The organism is Micromonospora sp. WMMA1976 (assembly GCF_027497335.1).
Classification (GTDB): Bacteria; Actinomycetota; Actinomycetes; order Mycobacteriales; family Micromonosporaceae; genus Micromonospora; species Micromonospora aurantiaca.
Genome location: NZ_CP114912.1, coordinates 6,531,109 through 6,555,567 on the forward strand (window position 1 = coordinate 6,531,109; position 24,459 = coordinate 6,555,567).

The following is a 24,459-nucleotide window of genomic DNA, read 5'->3' on the forward strand; positions in this document are numbered from 1 at the left end:
CGGCGCCGCAGCCACAGCTACAGCCGGCACCGGAGCCGCAGCCCGAGCCCGAGTCGGAACCGCGCGGCGGCAGGCAGCGCCAACGGCACCGCGTGCGACGGTCAGGCGTGCGAGAGCGCGAACGCGACAAGGAAACCGAGCACGGTGATCAGCCCGACCAGCAGGTGCGCGTCGGCGAACGCCTCCGGGACCATGGTGTCGGTGATCATCGCGAGGATCGCGCCCGCCGCGAGCGCGGTGATCGTCGCCAGCACCTCGGGCGGCGCGCCGCCCAGCAGTGTGTACCCGGCCAGCGCCGCCGCGCCGGAGATCAACGCGATGGCCGTCCACAGCCCGAACACGTAGCGCCGGGTACGCCCGGCCTGCCGCATGCCGGCCGCGCTGGACAGCCCCTCCGGCACGTTGCTGAGGAACACCGCGATGACGGTGACCAGGCTGACCGGGCCGCCGGCGAGCAGGCTCGCGCCGATCACCACCGATTCGGGTACGCCGTCGAGCAGCGCGCCGACCGCGATGGCCGTACCCGAGCCGGGCTGCTCCTGCTCGGAGGGCTGCTCGTCGCCGGAACGCTTGCGGTGCCGCGCGCCGTGCCGGGCCAGCAGCACGTTCGCCCCGGTGTACGCGAGCGCGCCGATCGCCGCGCCGATCACCACCGGCCGCAGGCCGCCCTGCTCGTGCGCCTCGTCGATCAGCTCGAACGAGACGGCGGAGAGCAGCACGCCCGCCCCGAACGCCATCACCGAGGCGGTCATCCGGCGCGGTACGCGCGCGAAGAACCCGACGGCCGCCCCGATCAGCAGGGCCGACCCGGCGAGCAGGCCCCAGAATCCCGCTTCCAGCCACTCCGGCACGCGCTGGACCCTACCCCCGGCCGCGTGCCGTCAACCGGGTCAGAAGTCGGCGAACAGGTGCGGAAGTTCGCGGGGGAAGAGGCGGCGCAGCTCACCGGCCGCGTCCACGGGTACCTCGCCCAGTCCGCGTACGACCACCTCGGCCGGGTCGAGCACCCCGTACGCCAGGGCGGACAGCCCGGCGGCGGTGAGCCGCGCGGTCGGCACGCTGCCCTCGGCGGCGGTCTGCGCGGGCAGCACCGCGAGCTTGCCGGTCGTGCCGTCGAGCAGGTGGCGACCGGCGAGCCACCGGTCGCCTACCACCTCGACCAGTACCCGGCCGACCCCGACCGGCTGCTCGGCGAGCGCGTCCAGGCTGAGCAGCCGGGCCATCGGCGCGGTCGGGTCGGGCCGGGCCACCCGCGCCTCCACCTGCACGTCGAGGTCGGTGAGCCACAGCTCGGGCAGTTCGTCGGGGGTCACCTGGACGCTGATCCGGGCCACCTGGTCGACGTGCCGGGCGAAGAACTGGAGCACCGACGCGCGGGCGTACGCGTCGTCGACCAGCAGGTCGTCGGCGAACAGCGTGCCGGCGTGGTCGTCGATGCGGTAGGTCACCGCGCCGACCGTCTCGCCGCCGCGCACCACGCTGACCAGCCAACGGTCGTCCCGGTCGCGCAGCCCGACCGCCCGGAAGTCCGGGAAGACCGCGAAGCCGTGGCGTTCGCGCAGGCACCGCTCGGTGTACGCGCGCCACCGCGCATACCCCGCGCCGATCCGCTCCCAGACCAGCTCGTCGGGCAGTTCGGCGCGCAGCAGCGGCGCCAGGTCCGCCGGGTTGAAGATCGCGGTACGCCGCCGGGGCAGCCCGATGTAGCCGAAGCGCTCGTAGAACGAGGCGCGGAACGGGTGCAGCGCGGTGAGCTGGTGGCCCTCGTCGCGCACGCCGTCGAGGAGCTGCTGCATGAGCGTGCGGACGTGGCCGCGCCGGCGGGCCAGCGGATGAGTGGCCACGCCGGCGACACCGGCCATCGGCAGCACCGCGCCGCGCAGGTTCTGCCGCATCGGTATCGCCGACACGGCCGCCGCGGTGACCCCGTCCTCCTCGGCCACCAGCGTCGTGTTCCCGGCGTTGTACGGCAGGTACGCGCGGAACTGGTCGGTGCGGGTGGCGCCCATCGGCGAGGCCTCGAACGCGTACGCCTGGAGCGGGAAGCTGGTGGTCAGTCGTTCATCGGCGGCCAGCCGGCGGATGCGCATCCGTTCATCCCAACCGCACCGGGCGCGGTCCGCAACCGGAAAGGGCGCCCGCTCACGCCCCGGTGACGTCCGAGATGACCACAGTCACGTTGTCCGGCGCGCCGGCCTGGTGGGCCAGTTTCACCAGCTGCTCGCCGCACTGCTGGCGGTCCCCGTAGGTGGCGAGCGCCGCCGCGATGGCGGCGTCCTCCACGTAGTCGGAGAGGCCGTCGCTGCACAGCAGCAGCCGGTCGCCGGGGAAGACGGTGAGCGCGCCGACGGCGGGCGGCGCGTCGGAGCCCTGCACCGCGCGGGTGACGAGCGAGCGCTGCGGGTGGTGCCGGGCCTGGTCGCGGGAGAGCGCGCCCTGGTCGACGAGCGCCTGCACGAACGTGTCGTCGCGGGTGAGCTGGGTCAGCTCGTGGTCGCGCAGCAGGTAGCAGCGGGAATCGCCGACCTGGGCCAGGACCAGGGTGTCGCCGGCGAGCAGGGCGGCGGTGAGCGTCGTACCCATGCCGTCGCGGGCCGGGTCCACCGTGATGGCCGCGCGGATGCGCTGGTTCGCGGTGCTGACGACGGCGCGCAGCGCGTCGGCCGCCTCGTCGGCGCCGGTGGGCGGCGTCAGCTCGTCCAGGATCCGGATGACGATCTCGCTGGCCACCTCGCCGGCGGGGAGCCCGCCCATGCCGTCGGCCACCGCCACGAGGCGGTCACCGGCGAGGGCGGAGTCCTCGTTGTTGGTCCGGACGAGGCCGACGTCGTTGAGGATGGCCGAGCGGAGGATGAGCGTCATGAGGACAAGCTTGCCAAGAAGAACGGGTCCGCGTCTGCACGCGCTGGCGGGTCTGCTGAAAGAAATGTCATCAGCTTGCATCCTGGGTATACGTCAACTGTCCGGTGTGGACGGACGAGGATAGCGCAGCAGGAGGCTCGCGTGGACCTCCTCCTCGCCCACCGCCGCGTAGGTGTGCGGCACGTCGGAGGTCCACCGCAGGTAGCCCCCGGGACCGGCGGTCAGCGGGGCGTCGGCCGGGCCGGCGCGGAGTACGCCGGAGAAGACCGTCACGTGTTCGGTCACGCCGTCGGAGTGGGCGGGGGAGAGCTGCGCCGGCCCCGGCGCGACCCGCATCCGGTACAGCTCGTATGTCGCCTCCCGGTCGTCGAACACCTCCAGCAGCGTGGCGCCGACCGCGGCCCCGCGTACGGTCGGCGCGTGGTCGGGCGTGGCGAGCACGGCGGTCAGCGGTACGCCGAGCTGCGCGGTGATCGCGTACAGGGTCTCCAGCCGGGGGTTGCGCACGCCGTTCTCCAGGCCGGAGAGCGTGGCCTTGCCGACGCCCGCGAGGCGGGCCAGCTCGGACAGGGAGATGCCCCGCTCGCTGCGGAGCGAGCGGATGCGCCGGCCCACCTCCAGGGCGCCCCGGTCGTCGGCTGGTGCGGCGGCTGTCATGGGGGCTATCGTGCTACACCGTGCCGTTCCGTAAACGGAACGGCCGGAGGAGGAGAGCATGGGGGGCCGGCTCCAACCCGTCCTGGCCGGCGTGGTGACCGCCCTGGTCGGATTCGCCAGCTCGTTCACAGTCGTCCTGGCCGGGCTGCGCGCGGTCGGCGCCGAACCGGACCAGGCCGCCTCCGGCCTGCTCGCGCTCTGCGTCGCCAGCGGCGCCTGCGCGGTCTGGCTCGGCCTGCGGCACCGGCTGCCGCTCGCCATCGCCTGGTCCACGCCGGGCGCGGCACTGCTCGTGGCCACCGGGCCGGTCCCCGGCGGCTGGCCCGCAGCGGTCGGCGCCTTCCTGCTCGCCGGCCTGCTGATCGTCGCGGCCGGGCTGATCCCCGCGCTCGGCCGCGCGGTCGCCGCGATCCCGGCCCCGATCGCCTCCGCCATGCTCGCCGGGGTGCTGCTGCCGCTGTGTACGGCACCGGTACGCGCCCTGGTCGAGGTGCCCCGGCTGGCCGGGCCGGTGGTGCTGGTCTGGCTGCTGCTGCACCGGTTCGCCCGCCGCTGGGCGGTACCGGGCGCGCTCGCCGTGGCAGTGGTCGCGATCGCGCTCACCACCACCGGCCCGGCCCGGCTGGACGCCGCACCCGTCGTCGCGTTCACCGCGCCGGCCTGGACGCTGCCCGCCGTCGTCGGGCTCGCGTTGCCGCTGTTCCTGGTCACCATGGCCGCCCAGAACGTGCCCGGCACCGCAGTGCTCGCCGGGTACGGCTACCGGGCCCCGCTGGGCTCCGCGCTGCGGGTGACCGGGCTCGCCACCGTGCTCGGCGCCCCGGCAGGCGGCCACGCGGTCAACCTGGCCGCGATCACCGCCGCGCTGGCCGCAGGCCCGGACGCCCACCCCGACCCGGAGCGGCGCTGGATCGCCTCGGTCACCGCCGGGATCGGCCTGGCCCTGCTCGGCCTGGGCGCCGGCGTGGCGACCGCCCTGGTGCTGCTCTCCCCGCCGGTGCTGGTCGAGGCCGTCGCCGGGCTCGCCCTGCTCGGCGCGCTGGCCGGAGCGGTCACGGCGGCGGTCGCCCAGCCGGACGCGCGGGAGGCGGCGGTGGTGACGTTCGTGGTCACCGCCTCCGGGGTGAGCCTGCTCGGGGTGGGCGGCGCGTTCTGGGGACTGGTCGCGGGCTGGCTGATGCTGCTGCTGTTCCGCCGCCGCGCGGCCCCGTCCGTGCCGGGTCAGGCCACACCGGTCGAGGCGGAGGAGGTCGGCGTCACTCCTCGGCGGGCAGCTCCGTGGCCGGGACGGTGAGGCGTACCGCGCCGTCGTTCACCGCGCCGATCCGGTCGGCGGGCACGTAGACCGCGCCGGTGCGGACCAGTTCGGTGGAGACCTTGAGGTAGCCGTCGCGCAGCAGCCGGGCGGCCAGGTCGGCCGGTACGTCGGGCTCCTCGGCCGCCGCCGACTCGATCAGCTCGTCCAGGCTGCTGCCCGGGTCGACCGGGGCGGGCGCCTGCACTGTCACCGCGGCCGGGTCGCCGCGCTGCACGAGATCGACTGTGCCCACCTCGACGCCTGCGGAGTCGACCACCCGCATGCCGGTGGTGACCCGGGAGACGGTGTCCTGCTGCTGGCTCATGCAGAAGCGGTTCCCGGGGCGCGCGGGCGCTAAACGGACGGGGCCCAGCCGCCCGGCGGGCGGGGGGACAGCTCGCGCCAGGTGTCGGTGCCGTCCAGCAGCGCGCGGACCGTCTCCTCGGCCTCCTCGACGCTGGCGTGCTCGTAGAACCGGGAGACCCCCTCGGCGCCGCCGGCCCGCTGCTCCACGTGCCAGCGGTCGCCGTCCACCCGGAGGAAGACGTCACGCCGGGCGAGGCGTCCCCATTTCCCGTTCCACCAGTGCCTACGCTGCTCCATGCCCGGACTCTATCGAACATGTGTTCGATACACGTCGGCCCCCGCGGGATTCCCGCGAGGGCCGATCGGCTATGGCGTCAGCGCGGCGCGGGCGGCTCCTGCCGGCGGCCGAGCACGTCGTCCAGTGCGCTGCGCTGGCCGGGGGTGCCGTGGTTGCCGGCGAGCAGCGCGTCGCGGATCTCGGTGAGCAGCTTGACCTCCTCGCTCGGGGCCGACGGCGGCGGCTCCTCGCCGCGCTTGCGCCGCTCGGCGAGCTTGTTCATCGGGTAGACGACGAGGAAGTACAGCGCCGCCGCGGTGAGCAGGAACGTGATCGCCGCGTTGACGAAGGCCACCCAGTCGAACGGGATCTCACGGAACGTCGGCGTCGAGCCGGTGAGCCCGTTCTTGCTGCCGGTGATCAGCGCGATGAACACCCGCACCAGCGGTTCCAGGAACGACTTGGTGAGCTGGGTAACCACGCCGGTGAACGCGGCGCCGATGACGACACCGACCGCCAGGTCGACGACGTTGCCGCGCATGATGAAGTCTTTGAAGCCCTTGAGCATCCGTACTCCCGTGCCCTGATGAGTCTGCGTCGGGGACAACCTATTCCCCGGCGGGCCCTTCGAGAAAAGCACCGGCCTCGATCGCCGCCCGCTGCGGGTCGCCGTCCCGGATCGCCTCGACCAGCCGCCCGTGGTCCACGTACCGCTCCGGCGTGAGCGCCTCGCCCATCGCCTGGGCCACGGTGCTGCGCAGCGCGGCTCCGACCGAGGCGTACAGCTCGGCGAGCATGGCGTTGTGCGCGGCCGCCACCACGACCGTGTGCAGCGCGGCGTCCGCCTCGACGAAATCGTCCACCCGGCCGCCGCGCCACGCGGCCTCCCGGGTCGCGAGCGCGCCGTCGAGCGCCACCAGGTCCTCGGGGGTACGCCTCAGCGCGGCGAGCCGGGCGGCCTCCACCTCGAACGCGCGCCGGACCTCGATCACCTCGGTCATCCGGTCGTCGGTGAGCCGGCGGGCCACCACCGGTGCCAGTTCGTCCGTCGACACCACGTAGGTGCCGGAGCCCTGCCGGCACTCCAGCACCCCGGCGTGCACGAGCGCCCGGACCGCCTCGCGAACGGTGTTCCGCCCGACGCCGAGCGCGGCGACCAGTTGCGGCTCGGTGGGGATGCGCCCACCGACCGGCCACTCGCCGCCGAGGATCCGTTCCCGGAGCTGCTCGATCGTCTGGCGGACCCGGTGGCCGCGCGGAGGAGCGGCGACGGAATCCCGGGCGGGTGTCACCGGTTACACCTCATGCCGAAATTCATCCCATGATTGTAGGTTCGAGGTCATGACTCCGCCACCTGCGCCCGCCGCGACAGTGCCCGCACCGGGCGTCACCCCCGCGGCGGGCCCCGCCCCTGCGGCCGGCCCGCTCCGGGGCGGTCTGCTGGTGCTCGCCGGGATGCTGCTCGTCGCGCTGAACCTGCGGGCCGCGGTGACCAGCCTCGGCGCCCTGCTCGACGAGATCCGGGTCGGGCTGGGGCTGTCCGGCGCGATGGCCGGCCTGGTCACCACGCTGCCCACCATCGCGTTCGCCGGGCTGGGCGCGCTCACCCCGTGGCTGGTCCGCCGCTGGGCCGCGCCCCGGGTGCTGGTGCTGGCCATGCTGGCGCTCACCGCCGGGCAGGTGCTGCGCGCGGTCACCGGCTCGGCGGCCGTCTTCGTGCTCACCAGCGCGCTCGCGCTGGCCGGCATCGCGGTGGCGAACATCCTGCTGCCGATGCTCGTCAAGCAGCACTTCCCGCACCGTACGGGACTGGTCACCGGGGCGTACACGATGGCCCTGACGGTGGGCACGACAGTGGCCGCGGCCGCAGCCGTGCCGATCGCCCACGCGTTCGGCTCCTGGCGGGCCGGACTCGGCATCTGGGCCGGGCTGGCCGCGCTGGCCGTACTCCCGTGGGTGCCGCTGGCGCTGCGGGCCCGCGCCGCACGACGGAACGCGCCCCCGGCGGTGGTCGTCGCCGCCCCGGCCCGGGTGCAGCCCGCCCGGACCCGGCTCGGCTGGGCCATGGCGGTGTACTTCGGGGCGCAGTCGCTCAGCGGGTACGCGATCATGGGCTGGCTGGCCCAGCTCTTCCGGGACGCCGGCTACCGGCCGGAGGCAGCCGGGCTGTTGCTGGCCGGGGTGACCGCGCTGGGCGTGCCGGTGGCGTTGATGATGCCGACGCTCGCCGGCCGGCTGGCCACGCTGCGCCCGCTGGTGCTGTCGCTGACCGTGTTCTCCGCCGCCGCGTACACCGGTCTGGCGCTGGCCCCGCGCGGCCTGGCGCCGCTGTGGGTGCTGTTGCTCGCGCTCGGCCAGGGCGCGTTCCCGCTCATCCTGACCACGATCGGGCTGCGCGCCCGGACCGCCGAGGGCACCGTGGCGCTGTCCGCGTTCGCGCAGAGCACCGGGTATGTGATCGCGGCGCTCGGACCGCTGCTGGTGGGCATCCTCTACGAGGCGACCGGCGGCTGGACCGCCCCGATCGGTTTCCTGCTGGTGGCGCTGGCCGTGCAGACGGCGGCGGGCATGGTGATCGCCCGTCCCCGCTACATCGAGGACGAGCGCTGAGCGGGATCGGTCAGGAGGAGGCCGGGGTGGGATCGCCCGCGACGGCCTGCTCGACCGTCGGGTACGTGTGCAGCACCTCGACCAGGCCGCTGACCTCGAGGATGCGCAGCACGCCGCGCTGCGGGGCGGCCAGCCGGACCACGCCGCCGACCTCGTCACAGTTGTTCTTCGCCCGGACGAACACCGACAGGCCGGTGGAGTCGCAGAACGAGACATCGGCCAGGTCGAAGACGAGGCGGCTGCGCCCCTTGTCCAGCAGATCCGTGATCTGGTCCTGGAGCTGCGGTGCCGTGGCCATGTCCAGCTCGCCCGCGACCGACACGACGACCACGTCGCCGCGCTGTTCCGTGTGCACCGTCAAGGACATTCGTCGACCTCCTGTGTTCGGGGAAACGGTATCCCACGTTGGGCGCGCCGCGCAGAACGGGAGCGGTCACAGGTGCGGTCGATCATTCTTTGCTCCGCGACAAGTACCGCGTCAGCCTCCGGTGATAGAGTCCGCCCGTCCAAATCAGGGAGGTCAGCATGGCGTTGAGCGCCGAACAGGGTGGTCGGCTCGCCCACCTGCTCAGTCAGCACGCGGACCGGTTGACCAACCGCTGGACCGAGATCGTCGCGAGTTCGCTGCGCGGCCGCCTGAGCCGGGCCGAGCTGGCGCGGCAGGTCCAGGAACTGCACCGCGCGCTTGTCGACGCCGCCAGTCAGGGCGTCTCCGACCTGGCCGACGAGCACGGCGGTGAGCTGCGGGCGGTGCTGTCCGAGCTGTCCACCAACCGGGCCCGCCAGGGATTCTCCGCCACCGAGACCGCGATCAGCGTGTTCGCGTGCAAGGACGCCCTCCTGGAGCTGATGGAGAAGGAGAAGGGCGACGAGACCCTGCGCGACTTCGTCGCCTTCTCCGCGCTCGTCGACCAGATGGGCCTGTTCACGTTCGAGACGTTCGTCCGGGCCCGGGAGAGCCTGATCGCCGACCAGGCGGAGCAGCTGCTGGAGCTGTCCACCCCGGTGGTGAAGCTCTGGGAGGGCGTGGTCGCCGTCCCGCTGGTCGGGACGCTGGACTCGGCCCGCGCCCAGGTGGTGATGGAGCGGCTGCTGCAGACGCTCGTCGACACCGGCTCGCCGTACGCGATCATCGACATCACCGGCGTACCGGCGGTGGACACGCAGGTCGCGCAGCACATCCTCAAGACCGTGGTGGCCGCCCGGCTGATGGGCGCCGACTGCATCATCTCCGGCATCCGCCCGCAGATCGCCCAGACGATCGTCGCCCTCGGCATCGAGTTCGGCGACATCGCCACCAAGGCGAGCCTCGCCGACGCGCTGCGCCATGTGCTGCGCCTGACCGGGGTCGAGACCACCGCTCGCCGCCCGCGGCGGGAGTCCTGATGGAACGCGTGCCGATCCTCAAGATCGGCGACATCCTGCTGGTCTCCATCCAGGTCGACATGTCCGACCAGACGGCGATCCAGTTGCAGGAGGACCTGGCCGAGCGGATCGTCGCCACCGGCTGCCACGGCGTGATCATCGACATCACGGCGCTGGACATCGTCGACTCCTTCGTCGGCCGGATGCTGTCCACCATCGCGTCCATCTCGAAGGTGCTGGACGCCGAGACGGTGGTGGTCGGCATGCGCCCGGCCGTCGCCATCACCCTGGTCGAGCTGGGGCTGTCGCTCAACGGCATCCGTACCGCGCTGAACGTCGAACGCGGCATGGAGCTGATCGCGGCCAGCCGCGCCGACGACTGGGACGAGGCGGCCGACGACGAGGACACCGAGACGACGGCGACGGCATGACCACGGGCGTCGACCTGGGTGTGCCGGCGACCCAGGCGATCCGCAGCGACGAGGACGTGGTGCGGGTCCGGCAGTTGGTGCGTACCACAGCCGTCGCGGCCCGGCTCTCCCTCGTCGACCAGACGAAGCTCGTCACCGCCGCCAGCGAGCTGGCCCGCAACACGCTGATCTACGGCGGCGGGGGCAGCGCCGAGGTGAGCACCGTGGAAGACGGCCGCCGGCGCGGCGTGCGGATCGTCTTCGCCGACGAGGGACCGGGCATCCCCGACCTCGACCTGGCGCTCACCGACGGCTACACCACCGGCGGCGGGCTGGGCCTGGGACTGAGCGGCGCACGCCGGCTCGTCGACGACTTCGACATCCGGACGGCTGTCGGCGAGGGGACGCGGATCACCGTCACCAAGTGGTCACGATGACCGCCGACGCGGTGCCCGACCACGGCATCTGGTTCCGGGTCGACACCGGCGCGACCGCCGGCAGCGTACGCCGGGCGGCCGAACGTCTCGGCCGGCAGCTCGAACTGAGCGCGGCGCGCGTCGCGGATCTGGCCATCGTCACCGCCGAGCTCACCAGCAACCTGGTCAAGCACGCCCGCGAGGGCACGCTGCTGATGCGTCCGGCGCGCCGGGGCGAGTACGCCGGGGTGGAGCTGGTGGCCATCGACTCCGGCCCCGGCATGGCCGACCTCACGCTCTCCTCCGTCGACGGCCACTCCACCGCCGGCACGCTCGGCATCGGGCTCGGCGCGATCACCCGGCAGTCGAGCCGGTTCGACGGCTACTCGGCGCCGGGCCGGGGCACGGTCCTCGTCGTCCAGGTCTGGGACACCGCACCGCCGGAGCCGGAATGGGCGGCCGGGCTGGCCCGGCCGATCACCGGCGAGCAGAGCAGCGGCGACGGGTACGCGGTCCGCCAGGTCGACGGCCGGCGGCAGGTGCTGGTCTCCGACGGGCTGGGCCACGGACCGCTCGCCGCCGCCGCCACAGGTGCCGCCGTGTCCGCGTTCCGCTCCGCGCCGGACGGGCCGCCGGACGTGGTGGTACGGCACCTGCACGCCGCCATGTCGCACACCCGGGGCGCCGCGCTCGCGGTGGCCGAACCGGATCCGGCCGCCGGAGTGCTCCGCTACGCCGGGCTCGGCAACATCGCCGCGATGATCGTGGCGCCGGGCGAGCGGCGGCGCGGGCTGGTCTCGCTGCCGGGCATCGCCGGGCACCAGCGTCCGGCGATCCGCGGGTACGACTACCCCTTCTCGCGCGACGCCACCCTGGTCATGCACAGTGACGGGGTGGTGGATCGCTGGGACCTGGACGACTATCCCGGGCTCGCCGGGCGCAACCCGCTGCTGGCCGCCGCGACGCTGCTGCGTGACGCCGGCGTCCGCCGCGACGACGCCTGCGTCCTGGTGGCCCGGGGGGCGGCATGACCGGACCCCTCCTGCACCTCGCGCTCCGGGTGGAGCAGGACATCTTCCTGGTCCGGCAGCGGGGCCGGGAGGTGGCCGCGGCGGTCGGGCTGGAGCACCAGGACCAGGTACGGATCGCCACCGCGCTGAGCGAGGTGGCCCGGGAACTGCTGCACGGGGCAGACGGCGCGGACGTCACGTTCGCGCTCGACCGCGACGCGGTGGGCCGCCTGGTCCTCCAGGTGGACCTGTCGCCGCTGCGTCCGCTCCCCGGCGGACGGTACGAGCCGCAGTCCGGCGCCGTCGCGCGTCTGGTGGACACGTTGCGGGTGGTGGCCGTCGATGGCGATACGGTCGTGAGGATGTCCCGACGAGTGCCCGACCACGCCGAGGAGCTGACGGCTGAGCGCGCCGCCGAGCTTCGCGCCGAGCTGGCCGAGCGCGCGCCGGGTTCCGCGCTGGACGAGTTGGCCGCCCAGAACGCGCAGCTCATCGCCGCCCTCGACGAGGTACGCAGCCAGCGCGACGAGCTGGCGGTGCTCAACTCCGAACTCCAGGAGACCAACCGGGGCGTGATGGCGCTCTACAACCAGCTCACCGAGGAGCTGGAGGAGACCAACCGCGGTGTGGTGGCGCTCTACGCCGAGCTGGACGAGAAGTCCGCCCAGTTGCGGGCCGCCAGCGAGTCGAAGAGCCGGTTCCTGGCGAACGTCAGCCACGAGCTGCGCGCCCCGGTCACCGCGATCATCGGCCTGGCCCGGCTGCTCGCCGACTCCGCCTCCGACCCCCTCACCGGCGAACAGGCCCGCCAGGTGGGGCTGATCCGCTCCTCGGCAGGCGACCTGCTGGGGCTGGTCAACGAGCTGCTCGACCTGGCCAAGGCCGAGTCGGGCCGGATCGAGCCGAACTGGTCCGAAGTCGACCTGCGCGCGGTGTTCGGGCAGTTGCGCGGCACGCTGCGGGCGCTCGCCACCCGCCCCGAGGTGGAACTGGTGGTCGAGGAACCGCCGACGCCAGCCACCGTGCGCTCGGACGAGGTGCTGCTCGCCCAGGTGCTGCGCAACCTGCTGCACAACGGGCTGAAGTTCACCGAGCGCGGCGAGGTACGCCTGCGCGCCGAGCGCCGCGGCGACCAGTGGACGCTGTCGGTCACCGACACCGGCGTGGGCATTCCGCCGGAGCTGCACGAACGGGTCTTCGAGGAGTTCTACCAGGTGCCCGGCACGACCCGGGTCGGCGGCACCGGGCTCGGTCTGCCGTACGCGCGACGGCTGGTCATGCTGCTCGGCGGGACGCTGGTGCTGACCAGCGAAGCCGGCCGGGGCAGCACGTTCACAGTGGCCCTCCCCGTGGGCGGAGCGTGACGGTGGACGGCGGGCCGGTGACCGTGCTTGTGGTCGACGACAGCGGCCCCAAGCGATATCTGCTGGTCAACTGGCTGACCCGGGCCGGCTTCGTCACCGTCGAGGCGGAGAACGGCGCGGCGGCGCTGGACCTGGTGGCCCGGGAACACATCGATCTCGTGGTGCTCGACGTCCGGCTGCCCGACATGAGCGGTTTCGAGGTGTGCGAGCGGATCAAGGCGGAGAACCAGTCGATCCCGGTCATCCACGTCTCCGCGCACGCCGTCGACGTGGTGGACCGGGCGCAGGGCCTCACCCGGGGCGCGGACGCCTACCTGGCCGAGCCGATCGAGCCGGAGGAACTGGTCGCCACCGCCCACGCGGTGCTGCGCTACTACCAGGCCCGGCGGCGGGCCGAGCAGCTCGCCGAACGGCTCGCCGCGCTGGCCGACGCCACAGTGGAGATGCACGCGACACCGAACTTCGTCCGGCTGCTGGAGGCCGCCGCGAGCGGCGCGGCACGGATCTTCAAGGCCCCGGCGGCGGTGGTCGCGGAGACGTTCGACGGGGACTGCCTGGCCGGAGTGGCGTCCGACCCGCACACGCCGGCCACCATCGTGCCGTGGGTGGTGGACGACACCGGAGTGCCGATCGGCACCCGGGTACGCGTCGACGAACCGGCCAACTGGGCGCTGGCCGGCTGGCCGGACGGCGACACCGTGACGGTTGCCGCGTCCCGGCTGCGCGAGGACCGGGCCCCGCTGTACGTGGTGGTGCCGACCGCCACCCAGACCGTTCGTACTCCGGTGCTGGTGCAACTCGCCCAGGCGGTCGCCTCGGCGGTGGAGGCGCAGCGGTCCTTCGACGAGGAGCACCGGATCGCTGTGACGTTGCAGCGCAGCCTGCTACCGCAGCGGCTGCCCGACGTGAACGGCCTGGACCTGGCCGTCCGGTACGAGCCGGCGAGCGCGCAGACCGAGGTGGGCGGCGACTTCTACGAGCTGGTGATGCTCGACGGGCACCTGCTGGTGGCGATCGGTGACGTGGCCGGGCACTCGCTGCACGCCGCCACCGTGATGGCCGAGCTGCGGCACGCGGTGCGGGCGTACGCGGTCGAGGGGCACCAGCCGGGCGTGATCCTGGACCGGGTCAACGAGCTGATGCGCAACCTGCTGCCGGCCGAGCTGGCCACCATCTGCGTCCTGCTGCTCCACCCGCCGACCGGGCTGGTCCGGCTGGCCAGCGCCGGGCACCTGCCGGCACTGCTGAGCCGGGACGGGCGGGTCGAGTTCGTGACGCAGTCCGCGCCGCTGCTCGGCGTACGCGCGCCGCGCCCGCCCGACCTCGAGTTCGTGCTGCCCGCCGGGGCCACGCTCGTGCTCTACACCGACGGGCTGATCGAGCGGCGCGACGCCACGATCGACGACGGCATGGCGGCGCTCGGCGTGGCCGCCACCCGGGTGGACGACGACCTGGACGACTTCTGCCGCCGGCTGCTCGTCGAGCTGGCCCCGCCGGAGATCCACGACGACGTGGCGGTGGTGGCGGTCCGCCGCCGCTGACCCGCATCGGCGCGGCCCGTGCCGCGTCACTGTCGCAGGGCGGCCAGCGAGCGGGCGTACGCCGCGGGTGAGACCCCGGCGACGGCGGTGAACTCGCGGACCAGGTGGGCCTGGTCGGCGTACCCCAGATCGGCGGCGACCCGCGACCAGTCGAGCGGCCCGGCGGCGGCCTGTTCGATCGCCTCCTGGAGCCGGTAGCGGCGGATCACCCACTTCGGACCGACGCCGACGTGGTCCAGGAAGAGGCGCTGGAGCCGGCGGACGGAGACGGCCCGCCGCCGGGCGAAGTCGGTCACCCGCAGCACGGTCCGGTCGGCGCGGATCTCCTCGACCAGGGCGGTGGCCTCCGCGTTGAGCGGATCAGCGACCGGCGACCACGAGGTCAGCAGGGCGTCCAGGCTCGCGCAGCGCTCGTCGTCGGTGCCCGGGCAGACCGGCCCGTCGGGAATCGGCACGCGCCGGCCGGTCAGCTCGGCGACCGGGCGCCGCCAGAACGGCCGGAAACCGCCCGGGCGGAACTGGACGCCGGAGACCCGGCCGGCTCCGTGCAGCGTGACGGCGAACAGGCCGGTGTCGACGCCGGCGATCTCGCCCTGTTCGGGCGCGCCCTCCTGCGCCTGGAACACCACGTTCACGGCGGGGTGCGGCACCACCCGTTGCTCGAACGGCTCGTCCAGGTCCCAGTCGATCAGCCAGTAGTGCTCCACCCACTGGCGCAACGCCGGCGCGGCCACCCGGCGCCGGAACCGGACCTGCTGCCGCAGCCGGACGGGATCGAGGATGCCCCGGTTGTCACGTCGCGGTTCGTGTCGCATTTCTTCAAGACCGCCCTCATACGCTGCCCCTATGAGCACGAAGACTAGTGAGCTGCTCGCCGTCGCGGCGCCGCGTACGGCGGCGGTGGTGCGGGGCATTTCGGACGACCAGCTCGCCCTGCCCACGCCCTGCCCCGACTACACAGTGCGCGACCTGCTCAATCACCTGTTCGACGTGGTGGTCAACTTCCAGGCGCTGGCGCGTCGGGAGGAGGTCGACTGGTCCGGCAAGACCGATCATCTGACCGACGGCTGGCGGGACCGGTTCGCGACCGAGACGATTCGGCTCACCGAGGCGTGGTCCGACCCGGCCACGCAGGAGGGCGTGTCGCCCGGCATGGGACTGCCACAGGAGACGGTCGGCTCGATGGCGCTGATCGACCTCACCGTTCACGGATGGGATCTGGCGCGGGCCACCGGTCAGGGGCTGAGCGTGGACCCGGCCGTGGTGGCGGCGGGGCACGAGTTCATGGACCGGATGGGCGACACGGGTCAGAAGATGGGCGCGTTCGGCCCGCCGGTGCCCACCGACGCGGCACCGGACGGCATGGACGCGCTGCTCGGCCGGGCCGGACGCGATCCGGCCTGGACCCGCTGATCCGAACGGCCCGCGTTGTCCCGCGCGGGCCGTTCTTGACAGCACTATTCATTCAGCGAATAGTAAGGGAGGTGTCCACTCAGCACGTCCTGCTCGGGCTGCTCGCCGCCGGGCCACGCCACGGCTACGAGCTGAAGCGCGCGCACGACGAGCGACTGCCCAGGGCCCGGCCGCTCGCCTTCGGTCAGGTCTACGCGACGCTGGCCCGCCTGCACCGGGACGGCCTGGTCGTGCCGGCCGGTCAGGAACGCGACGGCGGCCCGGACCGGACCGCCTACGCGCTCACCGACGACGGGCGGGCGGCGCTCGACCACTGGCTGGGCACCGTCGAACCACCGATGCCGTACGTGGCGAGCACGCTGTTCGCCAAGGTGGTCGTCGCGCTGCTGGTAGCAGACGCCGCACAGGCCCGCGGCTACCTGATCGCCCAGCGCCGGGCGCACACGCAGCGGCTGCGTGAGCTGACAGCGCTCAAGGCCGCCCCCGGTGCCCGCCTCGACGAGGTGGTCGCAGCCGATTTCGCCATCGCCCACCTCGACGCCGACCTCCGGTGGCTGCACACCACCCTGGACCGGGTCGCCGACTGGCACCGGGAGGTGCACTCGTGACGTTCCTGCAAGCGCGCGGCGTGGTCCGCGCGTACGGCCACACGCCCGCGCTGCGTGGCGTGACGCTCGACGTGGCCGAAGGCGAGATCCTCGCGGTCACCGGGCCGAGCGGATGCGGCAAGTCCACCTTGCTGCACTGCCTGGCGGGCATCCTGCGTCCCGACGCCGGTCAGGTCACCTGGCGCGGTGAACGGATCGACACGTGGCTGGAGGCGGCCCGCTCCCGGCTGCGCCGTACCGAATTCGGGGTGTTGTTCCAGTTCGGCCAGCTCGTCGCCGAGCTGACCGCGGCGGAGAACGTCGCCCTTCCGTTGTTGCTCGCCGGCACGGGGCGGCGAGCGGCACGGACGGCGGCGCTCTCCTGGCTGGACCGGCTCGGTGTGGCCGACGTCGCCGACGTCCGGCCCGGCGAGATGTCCGGCGGGCAGCAGCAACGGTGCGCGCTGTCCCGCGCCCTGGTCACCGAACCCCGGGTGATCTTCGCCGACGAGCCGACCGGCGCGCTCGACACGCTGGCCGGCGAGCAGGTGCTCACCCAGCTCGTCCGGCTGGCCCGCGAGCAGCGCTCCACAGTCGTGCTGGTGACCCACGAGCCGCGCATCGCCGCGTACGCGGACCGGGAGGTGAGCCTGCGCGACGGCATGGTCGACCACACCGGCCTCGGGCTCGACCCGGCGCTGCCGGGCGGATCACGGTGAGGCCGGGCACGCTGCTGCGGCTCGCGCTTGCAGGCACCCGCACCGACATCGCCCGGGTGGTGCTCACCGCGGTGAGCGCCGCGCTGGCGACGGTGGCCGGGCTGGCCGCGCTGACAGTGCTGGCGGTGGTGAAGCCGCCCGGCGATGCCTGGACGCAGTCCGACCAGTACACGAACGCCCTGCTGCGGGAACCCGGCCTACGTCCCGGCGTCGCGTTCGCGGTGCTGCTGCTCTGCGTACCGGTGCTGGGACTGGCCGGGCAGTGCGCCCGCCTCGGTGCGCCCGGCCGGGACCGGCGGCTGGCCGCGTTCCGGCTGGCCGGTGCCACCCCCGGGCAGGTCACCCGGGTCGCGGTCGCCGAGACGGGCGTGGCGAGCCTGCTCGGCACCCTCGTCGGCCTGGCCGTCTTCCTGGCCGGGCGCCGGCTGCTGCACCGGCCCGACGCCGACGGGCGGCTGCCGCTGCCCACCGACGTGCGTCCGGCGCCGGTGGCCGTGGCCGCCGTGGTGCTCGGCCTGCCGCTGGTGGCCGCGCTGGTCAGCGCGCTGCTGCTGCGGCGGGTCACCACCACCCCGTTCGGCGTCGTACGCCGGGTCCGCACCCGGGCGCCCTGGCCGTGGCCGGGCGTGCTCATCCTCGCCGCGCTGGCGATGTTCGCCGCGATCCGCCCGCTCCTGCTCTGGTACGAGCGGCGTGGCGCGGTGGCCCCCGACTGGCCGGTGCCGACGTTGCTCGTCGTCGGCGGGCTGACCGCGATGATCGGCGTGGTGTCGGGCACCGGCTGGATCTCGTACCAGACCGGCCGGCTGCTGCACCGGCACGGACGCGGCCCGGCCGCCCTGCTCGCCGCCCGCCGGCTGGCCGCCGACCCGTGGGCGGGCAGCCGCACCTTCGCCGCGCTGCTGGCCGCGCTGATCTTCGGCGCCGGTGCCGCGGGACTGCGTGCCGACTTCCAGGCCGAGGCCGAGGTGACCCGCCGCACCGGCTCCGGACTGGCCGACCCGGGCTTCTACCTCGGCGCGATGGACCTGGTCGACCTCGCGGTAGTGGTCGCGATGGCGATCGCCGGCGGTGGGCTGCTCGTAGCGGTGGTCGAGGGGATCACCAGCCGGCGACGGGCGTACGCGGCGCAGGTGGCGACCGGCGTGCCACGGGCCACCATCGGCCGGTCGCTGCTCTGGGCCGCGCTCGCCCCCGCCGTACCGGCGATCGGGCTCGCGCTGACGGTCGGTTACCTGCTGGTCCGGGGCGTCATGCCGGCACCGAGCAACGGCGGCTTCACGCGGACGATCTGCGACGCCGGCACGGAACTGTGCGGCGACCCGGCCACCGCGGCGCGGTACACCCGTACCGAATGGGTGCCGAAGACGACCGTTCCGCCGGACGTACCGTGGGATCAGCTGGCCTGGCTCGCGGCGGGCGGGCTGGCGGCGGTGCTGGGCACGGTCGTGGCCGGCCTGCTGTTCCTGCGCGCCGCGACCTCGGTGGAGGAACTGCGCGCGGGCTGAAGCGGTCAGCGGCCGAGCAGTCCGGCGGAGCCGGCGACGGTCAGGCCGATCACCGTCGAACAGCAGCAGACCACGAGCGCGGCGGCGACCACCACGAGGATCAGCCAGGCCGGCGCCCGCCGGCCTGGCTGATCCTCGTCGCTCATCCGGTCCGGAACGGGTCAGGCCCGGCCGACGCGGTCGAGGATCCAGGCGTTGACGAACGCCTCCTCGCGCCACGAGTCGTAGCGGCCGCTCGGGCCACCGTGGCCCGCGCCCATCTCGGTCTTGAGCAGGTAGTCGCCGGCCGGTGCGAGCGCGCGCAGCCGGGCGATCCACTTGGCCGGCTCGTGGTAGAGCACGCGGGTGTCGTTTAGGCTGGTCACCGCCAGGATGGCCGGGTATTCGACGGTGGTCACGTTCTCGTACGGCGTGTACGACCTCATGTACGCGTAGACCTCGGGGTCGTCGAGCGGGTTGCCCCACTCCTCCCACTCGGTCACGGTCAGCGGCAGCGACGGGTCGAGGATCGAGGTGAGCGCGTCCACGAACGGCACCTGCGCGACGATGCCGGTGAACGCGTCCGGGGCGAGGTTCGCCACCGCGCCCATCAGCAGGCCGCCGGCCGAGGCGCCCCGGGCGACCAGCCTGTCGCTCGCCGTCCAGCCCGCCTTGACCAGGTGCCGGGCGCAGGCCACGAAGTCGGTGAACGTGTTCTTCTTGGCCAGCAGCTTGCCCTCGTCGTACCAGCGCCGGCCCAGTTCACCTCCGCCCCGGATGTGCGCCACCGCGAAGATCACGCCGCGGTCGAGCAGGCTCAGCCGGGCGATCCTGAACCACGGGTCCATGCTCGCCTCGTACGAGCCGTAGCCGTAGATGACGGCGGGCGCCGAGCCGTCGCGCGGCGTGTCGCGGCGGCAGACGAGCGAGATCGGTACGCGGGTGCCGTCGTCGGCGAGCGCCCAGTCCCGGTGCTGCTCGTAGTCGGCCGGGTCGTACGCCCGCCCGTCCGGCCCGGTTAGCACCGGCTTCTGCCGGCGCAGCGTCAGCTCGCGGGTCACCAGGTCGTAGTCGTAGACCGAGTCCGGGGTGACGAACGAGGTGTAGCGCAGCCGCACCTCGTTCGTGCGGTACTCCGGGTTCGCGTCCAGCGCGACGCTGTAGATCGGTTCGGGGAAGTCGATGTCCCAGCTGTCGTCGCTGCCCACCGGCAGCACCCGCAGGCCGGTCAGCCCGTTGGCGCGCAGCGACACCACGAGGTGGTTCTCGAACGCGTCGACCGCCTCCAGGCGGGTGCCGGGCGTGTGCGGGATCAGCGGCTCCCACTCACCCGGCGCGTCCGCCGAGGTGTACGCGAGTGCGAAGTCCTCCGCGCCGTCGTTGTGCAGGATCAGGAAGCGGTGGCCGTGGTGCTCCACCGCGTACTCGATGCCCTGACGCCGCGGGGCCACGACGGCGGGCGCACCGGTCGGGTTGGACGCCGGGATCACCCACACCTCGCTGGTGATCTTGCTGTGGATGTCGATGACCACGAAGCGCTCGGAGCGGGTCAGCTCGACGCCGACCCAGAACCGCTCGTCGTCCTCCTGGTGGACCACCACGTCCTCGGTGGACGGCGTCCCGACGGTGTGCCGCCAGACCCGGTTCGGCCGCCACGCCTCGTCCACCGTCACGTAGAACAGCGTGGACGCGTCACTGGACCAGGCCGTGCCGTAGAACGTGTCCGGCACCTCGTCCGGCAGCGACTCGCCGGTGGTCAGATCCTTGATCCGCAGCGTGAAGCGCTCGTCGCCGGAGAAGTCGGTGGAGTAGGCCAGCCAGCGCCCGTCCGGACTGACGTCGAACGCTCCGAGGGAGAAGAAGTCGTGCCCCTCGGCGAGCTGGTTGCCGTCGAGCAGCACCTCCTCGCCGTCGAGCGGGGCGCCGTCCACGCTGACCGGGGGCGCCGTCTCGCCCGCCCGCACCGCGCGGCGGCAGTGCACGCCGTACTGCTGCCCCTCGACCGTGCGGGTGTAGTACCAGTAGCCGTCCTTGCGCGTCGGCACCGACAGGTCGGTCTCCTGGGTGCGCCGGCGCGTCTCCTCGAACAGCTCCGCGCGCAGCCCGGCCAGGTGGGCGGTGCGCGCCTCGGTGTACGCGTTCTCGGCGTCCAGGTACGCGATCGTGTCCGGGTCGTCCTTGACGGCGAGCCAGGCGTACTCGTCGATCACGGTGTCACCGTGGTGGACGCGCTCGGACGGGACGCGCTTGGCGACGGGCGGTGGGGTTTCGGTCACGGCGCCACGTTACCGGTCGCCGGGCCGCCGCCGGGCTCGCCCGCCGACCGAAACCCGCGACTCGCCGCCAGGCCTTTCGAACATGTGTACGATAATCGGCATGGCGGATGCGGCACGTTCCACCCCTCGGCTCGGAGCCCTCGACATCACCCGGAAGCTGGCCGCGATCTGCGGCGAACCGTTCGCCCGATTCGCCGGCCCGGCCGACGAGGTGGCCGGCCGTACCGCCCGGTGGGTGGCAGTGCCGGGCGGTCCGCACGCCGCGGCGGAGGTGTTGCGGCTGGCCGCCGCGTACGACCTGACAGTGGTGCCCCGCGGCGCCGGCACGAAGATCGACTGGGGTGCCGCCCCGGCGCAGGTGGACATCATGCTCGACACCGGCCGCCTCGCCGGGGTCTGGCACGCGCCGCGCGACGCGGCGGTGGCCGAGATCGGCGCCGGTACGCCGCTGCGCGCGGTCCAGGCCACGCTCGCGCGCACCAACCGGCGGCTGCCCGTCGATGCGCCCTCGCCGGGCGCGACGCTCGGCGGGGTGCTCGCCGCCGACGAGTCCGGTCCGCTGCGGCACCGGCACGGCAGCCCGTGCGCCCAGCTCGTCGGGGTGCGCTACCTCGACGCCGACGGCGAGTTGGTCAGCGTCGGCGAGTCCGGCACGGAGGCGCTCGGCCGGGCCGCCCCGGGCGGCGGCGCCGGCCGGCCGGGTGGCGGGGACGCGATCCTCGGCCGGGGCGAGGTGCCCGGGCTCGACGTGGCCCGGCTGCTCTGCGGCTCGCAGGGCGGGCTCGGCGTGCTGGTCTCGGCCACCATGCGGGTGCACGCCGTGCCGGCCGGGCGGCTCTGGGTGTCCCGTCCGGTGTGGACGCCGCTGGAGGTGCACGACCTGGTCCGGGCCGTCCTGGCCGCCGACGTCGACCCGGCAGCCGTCGAACTGGACCTGCCGGTGCCGGTGCCGCTGCCCCGGCGTCGCATCCCGGCCACGCACCCGTCGGTGGTCAACCGCCCCGACCACCCGGCCGTGACCGGGCGACCGGCGGCGGGCAGCCTGGTGGTGCTGCTGGAGGGCGGCCCGGCCGACGTGGCCGAGCGGGCCGAGCGGCTCACCGCCGTCCTCGGTGCCGAGGCGATGGTCGGTCACCATGCGCCGGAATGGTGGGGGCGCTACCCGTTCGCGCCCGGCGACACGGCGCTGCGCATCGAGGTGCCGATAGGCGACCTGCACGCCGCCGTCTACGCGTTGCGCGACGCCACCGGCGGCCCGGTGCCGGTACGCGGCTCGGCCGGCTCGGGCACCGTGCACGCGGCACTGTCCGGCGCGCTGCCGCCCGAGCGGGTCGCCTCGATCCTCACCGCCGTCCGCAGCGTGCTGATCGCCCGGCGGGGCCGGTGCGTGGTGGTGGCCGCGCCGGCGGCGGTACGCCGTGCCGTGGACCTCTGGGGCGAGTTGCCAGCGTTGCCGCGCCTGCGCAGCGCCAAGGCCCACCTGGACCCGCACCACCGCCTGGCCCCCGGCCGCCTCCCCGGCGGCCTCTGACCGCCTCGCCCTCCCCGGCGCCAGCCCGCCCCGCCCGGCCCTGCCTGGCCTCGCCCCGGTGATCGAGGCGTCCGTGGCGTGCCGAAGTGGGTTGACCATGAAGTTGACGGGGAGGAAACGGGCGAATTGAGCGGTCAACTTCATGATCGACGGTGCGGGTGCGGGTGCGGGTGCGGGTGCGGGTGCGGGGCGGGAGGGCTAGGGGGTGTCGTTTCGGAGGACGAGGATGGCTATGTCGTCGCGCGGGGGCTCGACCGAGAACGCGATCGTGGCGGCGCGCAGCCGGGCGGCCACCACGTCGGCCGAGTACCCGGCCAGCGGCGCCGCCGACTCGCGCAGCCGGTCGGTGCCGAACAGCTCGCGTCCGCGCCGCCGCTCGGTGACCCCGTCGGTGTAGAAGATCAGCGCGTCCCCGGGCTTGAGCGTCAGCTCGGCGGTCGGGGTGGTGATCGTGTCGAGCAGGCCCAGCGCCGTACCGCCGACCCCGACGAACGTCGCCCCTCCACCGCCGTGCAGCAGCACCGGGCGGTCGTGGCCGGCCAGGTGCAGCGAGACGTCGAGCTGGTCGCCGTCGCCGGGTGCGACAGCCGCCAGCGCCAGCGTGCAGTAGCGTCCGCCGCCGCGCTCCACGAGCGTCTCGTTGAGTCGGCCGAGCACCTCGGGCAGCGGTTTGCCGTCACCGACGAGCACCCGGATCACGTCCCGGACCAGGCCGGTCACGGCAGCGGCCTGCACGCCCTTGCCTGATACGTCGCCGACTACCACGAGCCAGCGGCCGTCCGGAAGCGGGAGCACGTCGTAGAAGTCGCCGCCGACCTCCGCGTCGTCGCCGGTCGGGACGTACTCGGCGGCGAAGCCGATGCCCTCGACCACCGGGAGCACCGGTGGCAGCAGCGACTGCTGGAGCGTCTGCGCGACCCGGCGGCGCTCGGCGTGGATGCGGGCGTTCTCGATGGCGAGGGCGGCGCGGCGGGCCACGTCCTCCAGCACCGACACCTCGTCCGGGTCGTGCCGCTGCCGCTGGTGCCGGCCCACGGCGAGGGTGCCGAGCCGCTGGCCACGGGCGATCAGGGGTACGGCGAAGCCCTCCATCGGTCCGCCGAGCGGTACCTGGGCGGCGTTGCGGGACGCCTCGCGCAGCCGGGACTGGATCGAGTCCGGGCCGGTCTCCTGGAGGATCCGGTGCAGCTGCGGCAGCATCGCCTCGTCGGCGTGGCTCGACGCGGCGAGGCGCAGCCGGCCCCACTCGTCGGTGGTGTGCACGGCGCACCACTGGCCGAGCCGGGGCACCACGAGCTGCGGGACGAGTGCCATGGTCAGCTCGACGTCCAGCGACTGGGCGAGCAGTTCGCTGGCCTCGGCCAGGAACGTCAGCCAGGTGGAGCGGCGTACGTCGGCGCGGCGCAGCCGGTCGTTCTCCAGGTGCAGCGACAGCCGCTCGGCGGCCAGTACGGCGAGCGGCCGGGCGTACGCCGAGGGCGCCGCGTCCAGCTCCAGCTCCCCGGCGTACGGGCGGTGCACGGCGAGCGGTACGCGCAGCAGCTCGTTGCCCTCGCGAGGCGGCCGGCCGTACCGGGCGAAGACCTGGGTGCCGAGTCCGTCGCCCCGGTCCAGCCGGACGGTGCCACCGGCGGCGCCCACCATCTCGGCGACCCGGGTCAGCAGTCCGACGGCGAACTCGGGCAGCGGCTCGTCTGCGTACGCGTCAGGGGTGAGCTGCATCAGGTCGCTCATGGCCGCGGCGCTCGGCGTACCGTCGCCGGTCCGGTCCGGTTCGACGACGCGCAGCGGGCCGGCCGACGGCCGGGCGGACCCACCCGGGCCGGGCCGGTCGAGGCGGAACCAGACGCCCTTGCCGGTGGGCAGGTAGGTCGTGCCCCACCGGCTGGAGAAGTGGTCGACGAGCAGCAGCCCGCGCCCCCGGGCGGCGACCTCGGTGATGTCGGACGTGGTGTTGCGCACGCCCACGATCAGCTCGTCGACCGGGCCGGAGGCGAAGTCGGTGACTGTCACGGTGAGGCCGTCGCGGTCGGTGTCGACCTCGATGTCCAGTTCGGTACGCGCGTGCTCGACGGCGTTCGTGGTCAGCTCGGTGGTGAGCAGCAGCGCCTCGTTCAGCAGTTCGGGCAGCCGCGCTTCGAGCAACATGGTGCGGACCAGTGCGCGGGCCGCCGCCGGCGTGCGGCGGTCGGCGGGGAGGCGGACCCGGCGGACGCGCTCGTCCGCGCCGCCGCTAGCAGGCCCTGCCTCCGCTGACACCTTCGTATCCTCCACCGCGCCCACCCCGGGTGCCAAGCGTCCCGGCGAACCCACCATCCGGGGCGATACCGC

Annotated in this window: 26 protein-coding genes; 13 read left to right on the top strand and 13 right to left on the bottom strand. The window is 73.9% G+C overall.

Annotated features, from left to right (window positions below; all coding sequences use genetic code 11):
• Nucleotides 1-101: 101 nt before the first annotated feature.
• The 4 genes from O7546_RS30295 to O7546_RS30310 all read right to left on the bottom strand — a co-directional run bounded on the left by O7546_RS30295 (nt 102) and on the right by O7546_RS30310 (nt 3,519).
• Nucleotides 102-851, bottom strand: a complete 750-nt coding sequence (locus O7546_RS30295; protein ID WP_194802106.1) for a ZIP family zinc transporter — start codon at nt 849-851, stop codon at nt 102-104.
• A 39-nt stretch (nt 852-890) separates the two neighbouring features.
• Nucleotides 891-2,090 (bottom strand): GNAT family N-acetyltransferase, encoded by a 1,200-nt coding sequence (locus tag O7546_RS30300; RefSeq protein ID WP_281600319.1) that lies wholly within the window; start codon nt 2,088-2,090, stop codon nt 891-893.
• A gap of 52 nt (nt 2,091-2,142) precedes the next feature.
• Nucleotides 2,143-2,862 carry a protein phosphatase 2C domain-containing protein gene (locus tag O7546_RS30305; RefSeq protein ID WP_194802104.1) on the bottom strand — a complete coding sequence of 240 codons (720 nt, stop codon included), beginning with the start codon at nt 2,860-2,862 and terminating at the stop codon, nt 2,143-2,145.
• Between the two features lie 93 nt (nt 2,863-2,955).
• A complete protein-coding gene (locus O7546_RS30310) occupies nt 2,956-3,519 on the bottom strand; it encodes an XRE family transcriptional regulator (RefSeq protein WP_194802103.1) in 564 nt (187 codons plus the stop codon).
• Between the two features lie 58 nt (nt 3,520-3,577).
• Here O7546_RS30310 and O7546_RS30315 point away from each other — a divergent pair, with 58 nt between their 5' ends.
• Nucleotides 3,578-4,813 carry a benzoate/H(+) symporter BenE family transporter gene (locus tag O7546_RS30315; protein ID WP_194802102.1) on the top strand — a complete coding sequence of 412 codons (1,236 nt, stop codon included), beginning with the start codon at nt 3,578-3,580 and terminating at the stop codon, nt 4,811-4,813.
• On the opposite strand, the gene O7546_RS30320 is transcribed toward O7546_RS30315, so the two are convergent.
• The 4 genes from O7546_RS30320 to O7546_RS30335 all read right to left on the bottom strand — a co-directional run bounded on the left by O7546_RS30320 (nt 4,776) and on the right by O7546_RS30335 (nt 6,691).
• Nucleotides 4,776-5,141, bottom strand: a complete 366-nt coding sequence (locus O7546_RS30320) for a hypothetical protein (RefSeq protein WP_194802101.1) — start codon at nt 5,139-5,141, stop codon at nt 4,776-4,778. The two genes, O7546_RS30315 and O7546_RS30320, sit on opposite strands and share 38 nt — an antisense overlap.
• A gap of 29 nt (nt 5,142-5,170) precedes the next feature.
• Nucleotides 5,171-5,419: a hypothetical protein gene (locus tag O7546_RS30325; RefSeq protein ID WP_026268772.1), complete on the bottom strand. Its 249-nt coding sequence runs from the start codon at nt 5,417-5,419 to the stop codon at nt 5,171-5,173.
• 77 nt (nt 5,420-5,496) lie between these two features.
• Nucleotides 5,497-5,967, bottom strand: coding sequence for a large conductance mechanosensitive channel protein MscL (mscL, locus tag O7546_RS30330; protein WP_120572143.1), 471 nt, complete (start codon nt 5,965-5,967; stop codon nt 5,497-5,499).
• A gap of 40 nt (nt 5,968-6,007) precedes the next feature.
• Entirely contained in the window at nt 6,008-6,691 is a 684-nt protein-coding gene (locus O7546_RS30335) for a FadR/GntR family transcriptional regulator (protein WP_281600320.1), read from the bottom strand.
• 49 nt (nt 6,692-6,740) lie between these two features.
• Here O7546_RS30335 and O7546_RS30340 point away from each other — a divergent pair, with 49 nt between their 5' ends.
• Nucleotides 6,741-8,009, top strand: coding sequence for an MFS transporter (locus tag O7546_RS30340; protein ID WP_281600321.1), 1,269 nt, complete (start codon nt 6,741-6,743; stop codon nt 8,007-8,009).
• 10 nt (nt 8,010-8,019) lie between these two features.
• Here O7546_RS30340 and O7546_RS30345 read toward each other — a convergent pair whose 3' ends face one another.
• Complete coding sequence (locus O7546_RS30345; protein ID WP_194802099.1) at nt 8,020-8,376, bottom strand: STAS domain-containing protein; 357 nt, start codon at nt 8,374-8,376, stop codon at nt 8,020-8,022.
• 158 nt (nt 8,377-8,534) lie between these two features.
• Here O7546_RS30345 and O7546_RS30350 point away from each other — a divergent pair, with 158 nt between their 5' ends.
• Genes O7546_RS30350 through O7546_RS30375 form a run of 6 tightly spaced genes read left to right on the top strand, consistent with a single transcriptional unit; the run spans nt 8,535 to nt 14,115 of the window.
• Entirely contained in the window at nt 8,535-9,395 is an 861-nt protein-coding gene (locus O7546_RS30350) for an STAS domain-containing protein (protein ID WP_194802098.1), read from the top strand.
• A complete protein-coding gene (locus O7546_RS30355; protein ID WP_194802097.1) occupies nt 9,395-9,805 on the top strand; it encodes an STAS domain-containing protein in 411 nt (136 codons plus the stop codon). Before O7546_RS30350 ends, O7546_RS30355 begins: the two co-directional genes overlap by 1 nt.
• Nucleotides 9,802-10,221 carry an ATP-binding protein gene (locus tag O7546_RS30360; protein WP_120572138.1) on the top strand — a complete coding sequence of 140 codons (420 nt, stop codon included), beginning with the start codon at nt 9,802-9,804 and terminating at the stop codon, nt 10,219-10,221. The genes O7546_RS30355 and O7546_RS30360 overlap by 4 nt, the downstream gene beginning before the upstream one ends.
• Entirely contained in the window at nt 10,218-11,231 is a 1,014-nt protein-coding gene (locus O7546_RS30365) for a SpoIIE family protein phosphatase (protein WP_281601196.1), read from the top strand. The genes O7546_RS30360 and O7546_RS30365 overlap by 4 nt, the downstream gene beginning before the upstream one ends.
• Entirely contained in the window at nt 11,228-12,574 is a 1,347-nt protein-coding gene (locus tag O7546_RS30370; RefSeq protein ID WP_281600322.1) for a sensor histidine kinase, read from the top strand. The genes O7546_RS30365 and O7546_RS30370 overlap by 4 nt, the downstream gene beginning before the upstream one ends.
• A 2-nt stretch (nt 12,575-12,576) precedes the next feature.
• On the top strand, nt 12,577-14,115 hold the full coding sequence (locus O7546_RS30375; protein WP_194802095.1) for a SpoIIE family protein phosphatase: 1,539 nt from the start codon (nt 12,577-12,579) through the stop codon (nt 14,113-14,115).
• A gap of 26 nt (nt 14,116-14,141) precedes the next feature.
• On the opposite strand, the gene O7546_RS30380 is transcribed toward O7546_RS30375, so the two are convergent.
• Nucleotides 14,142-14,930, bottom strand: coding sequence for an AraC family transcriptional regulator (locus O7546_RS30380; RefSeq protein WP_194802094.1), 789 nt, complete (start codon nt 14,928-14,930; stop codon nt 14,142-14,144).
• Nucleotides 14,931-14,961: 31 nt separating this feature from the next.
• Here O7546_RS30380 and O7546_RS30385 point away from each other — a divergent pair, with 31 nt between their 5' ends.
• The 4 genes from O7546_RS30385 (at nt 14,962) to O7546_RS30400 (ending at nt 18,342) form a co-directional block, all read left to right on the top strand.
• Nucleotides 14,962-15,528 (top strand): TIGR03086 family metal-binding protein, encoded by a 567-nt coding sequence (locus tag O7546_RS30385; protein WP_269697988.1) that lies wholly within the window; start codon nt 14,962-14,964, stop codon nt 15,526-15,528.
• Between the two features lie 71 nt (nt 15,529-15,599).
• Complete coding sequence (locus tag O7546_RS30390; protein ID WP_194802092.1) at nt 15,600-16,136, top strand: PadR family transcriptional regulator; 537 nt, start codon at nt 15,600-15,602, stop codon at nt 16,134-16,136.
• Complete coding sequence (locus tag O7546_RS30395) at nt 16,133-16,834, top strand: ABC transporter ATP-binding protein (RefSeq protein ID WP_281600323.1); 702 nt, start codon at nt 16,133-16,135, stop codon at nt 16,832-16,834. Before O7546_RS30390 ends, O7546_RS30395 begins: the two co-directional genes overlap by 4 nt.
• A complete protein-coding gene (locus tag O7546_RS30400; protein ID WP_269697989.1) occupies nt 16,831-18,342 on the top strand; it encodes an FtsX-like permease family protein in 1,512 nt (503 codons plus the stop codon). The genes O7546_RS30395 and O7546_RS30400 overlap by 4 nt, the downstream gene beginning before the upstream one ends.
• Nucleotides 18,343-18,347: 5 nt before the next feature.
• On the opposite strand, the gene O7546_RS30405 is transcribed toward O7546_RS30400, so the two are convergent.
• Nucleotides 18,348-18,488, bottom strand: coding sequence for a hypothetical protein (locus O7546_RS30405; RefSeq protein ID WP_194802089.1), 141 nt, complete (start codon nt 18,486-18,488; stop codon nt 18,348-18,350).
• Between the two features lie 15 nt (nt 18,489-18,503).
• Nucleotides 18,504-20,597, bottom strand: a complete 2,094-nt coding sequence (locus O7546_RS30410) for a S9 family peptidase (protein ID WP_194802088.1) — start codon at nt 20,595-20,597, stop codon at nt 18,504-18,506.
• 100 nt (nt 20,598-20,697) lie between these two features.
• Here O7546_RS30410 and O7546_RS30415 point away from each other — a divergent pair, with 100 nt between their 5' ends.
• Nucleotides 20,698-22,128, top strand: a complete 1,431-nt coding sequence (locus O7546_RS30415) for an FAD-binding oxidoreductase (protein ID WP_228532554.1) — start codon at nt 20,698-20,700, stop codon at nt 22,126-22,128.
• 198 nt (nt 22,129-22,326) lie between these two features.
• Here O7546_RS30415 and O7546_RS30420 read toward each other — a convergent pair whose 3' ends face one another.
• A complete protein-coding gene (locus tag O7546_RS30420; RefSeq protein ID WP_194802086.1) occupies nt 22,327-24,387 on the bottom strand; it encodes a SpoIIE family protein phosphatase in 2,061 nt (686 codons plus the stop codon).
• Nucleotides 24,388-24,459: the final 72 nt, after the last annotated feature.

What these genes read in the sequence shown, in the direction of transcription:
- O7546_RS30300 (WP_281600319.1), bottom strand. Translation starts at nt 2,090, where the DNA reads ATGCGCATCCGCCGGCTGGCCGCCGATGAACGACTGACCACCAGCTTC.
- O7546_RS30305 (WP_194802104.1), bottom strand. Translation starts at nt 2,862, where the DNA reads ATGACGCTCATCCTCCGCTCGGCCATCCTCAACGACGTCGGCCTCGTC.
- O7546_RS30310 (WP_194802103.1), bottom strand. Translation starts at nt 3,519, where the DNA reads ATGACAGCCGCCGCACCAGCCGACGACCGGGGCGCCCTGGAGGTGGGC.
- O7546_RS30315 (WP_194802102.1), top strand. Translation starts at nt 3,578, where the DNA reads ATGGGGGGCCGGCTCCAACCCGTCCTGGCCGGCGTGGTGACCGCCCTG.
- O7546_RS30320 (WP_194802101.1), bottom strand. Translation starts at nt 5,141, where the DNA reads ATGAGCCAGCAGCAGGACACCGTCTCCCGGGTCACCACCGGCATGCGG.
- O7546_RS30325 (WP_026268772.1), bottom strand. Translation starts at nt 5,419, where the DNA reads ATGGAGCAGCGTAGGCACTGGTGGAACGGGAAATGGGGACGCCTCGCC.
- mscL (WP_120572143.1), bottom strand. Translation starts at nt 5,967, where the DNA reads ATGCTCAAGGGCTTCAAAGACTTCATCATGCGCGGCAACGTCGTCGAC.
- O7546_RS30340 (WP_281600321.1), top strand. Translation starts at nt 6,741, where the DNA reads ATGACTCCGCCACCTGCGCCCGCCGCGACAGTGCCCGCACCGGGCGTC.
- O7546_RS30345 (WP_194802099.1), bottom strand. Translation starts at nt 8,376, where the DNA reads ATGTCCTTGACGGTGCACACGGAACAGCGCGGCGACGTGGTCGTCGTG.
- O7546_RS30350 (WP_194802098.1), top strand. Translation starts at nt 8,535, where the DNA reads ATGGCGTTGAGCGCCGAACAGGGTGGTCGGCTCGCCCACCTGCTCAGT.
- O7546_RS30355 (WP_194802097.1), top strand. Translation starts at nt 9,395, where the DNA reads ATGGAACGCGTGCCGATCCTCAAGATCGGCGACATCCTGCTGGTCTCC.
- O7546_RS30360 (WP_120572138.1), top strand. Translation starts at nt 9,802, where the DNA reads ATGACCACGGGCGTCGACCTGGGTGTGCCGGCGACCCAGGCGATCCGC.
- O7546_RS30365 (WP_281601196.1), top strand. Translation starts at nt 10,218, where the DNA reads ATGACCGCCGACGCGGTGCCCGACCACGGCATCTGGTTCCGGGTCGAC.
- O7546_RS30370 (WP_281600322.1), top strand. Translation starts at nt 11,228, where the DNA reads ATGACCGGACCCCTCCTGCACCTCGCGCTCCGGGTGGAGCAGGACATC.
- O7546_RS30380 (WP_194802094.1), bottom strand. Translation starts at nt 14,930, where the DNA reads ATGCGACACGAACCGCGACGTGACAACCGGGGCATCCTCGATCCCGTC.
- O7546_RS30385 (WP_269697988.1), top strand. Translation starts at nt 14,962, where the DNA reads ATGAGCACGAAGACTAGTGAGCTGCTCGCCGTCGCGGCGCCGCGTACG.
- O7546_RS30405 (WP_194802089.1), bottom strand. Translation starts at nt 18,488, where the DNA reads ATGAGCGACGAGGATCAGCCAGGCCGGCGGGCGCCGGCCTGGCTGATC.
- O7546_RS30415 (WP_228532554.1), top strand. Translation starts at nt 20,698, where the DNA reads ATGGCGGATGCGGCACGTTCCACCCCTCGGCTCGGAGCCCTCGACATC.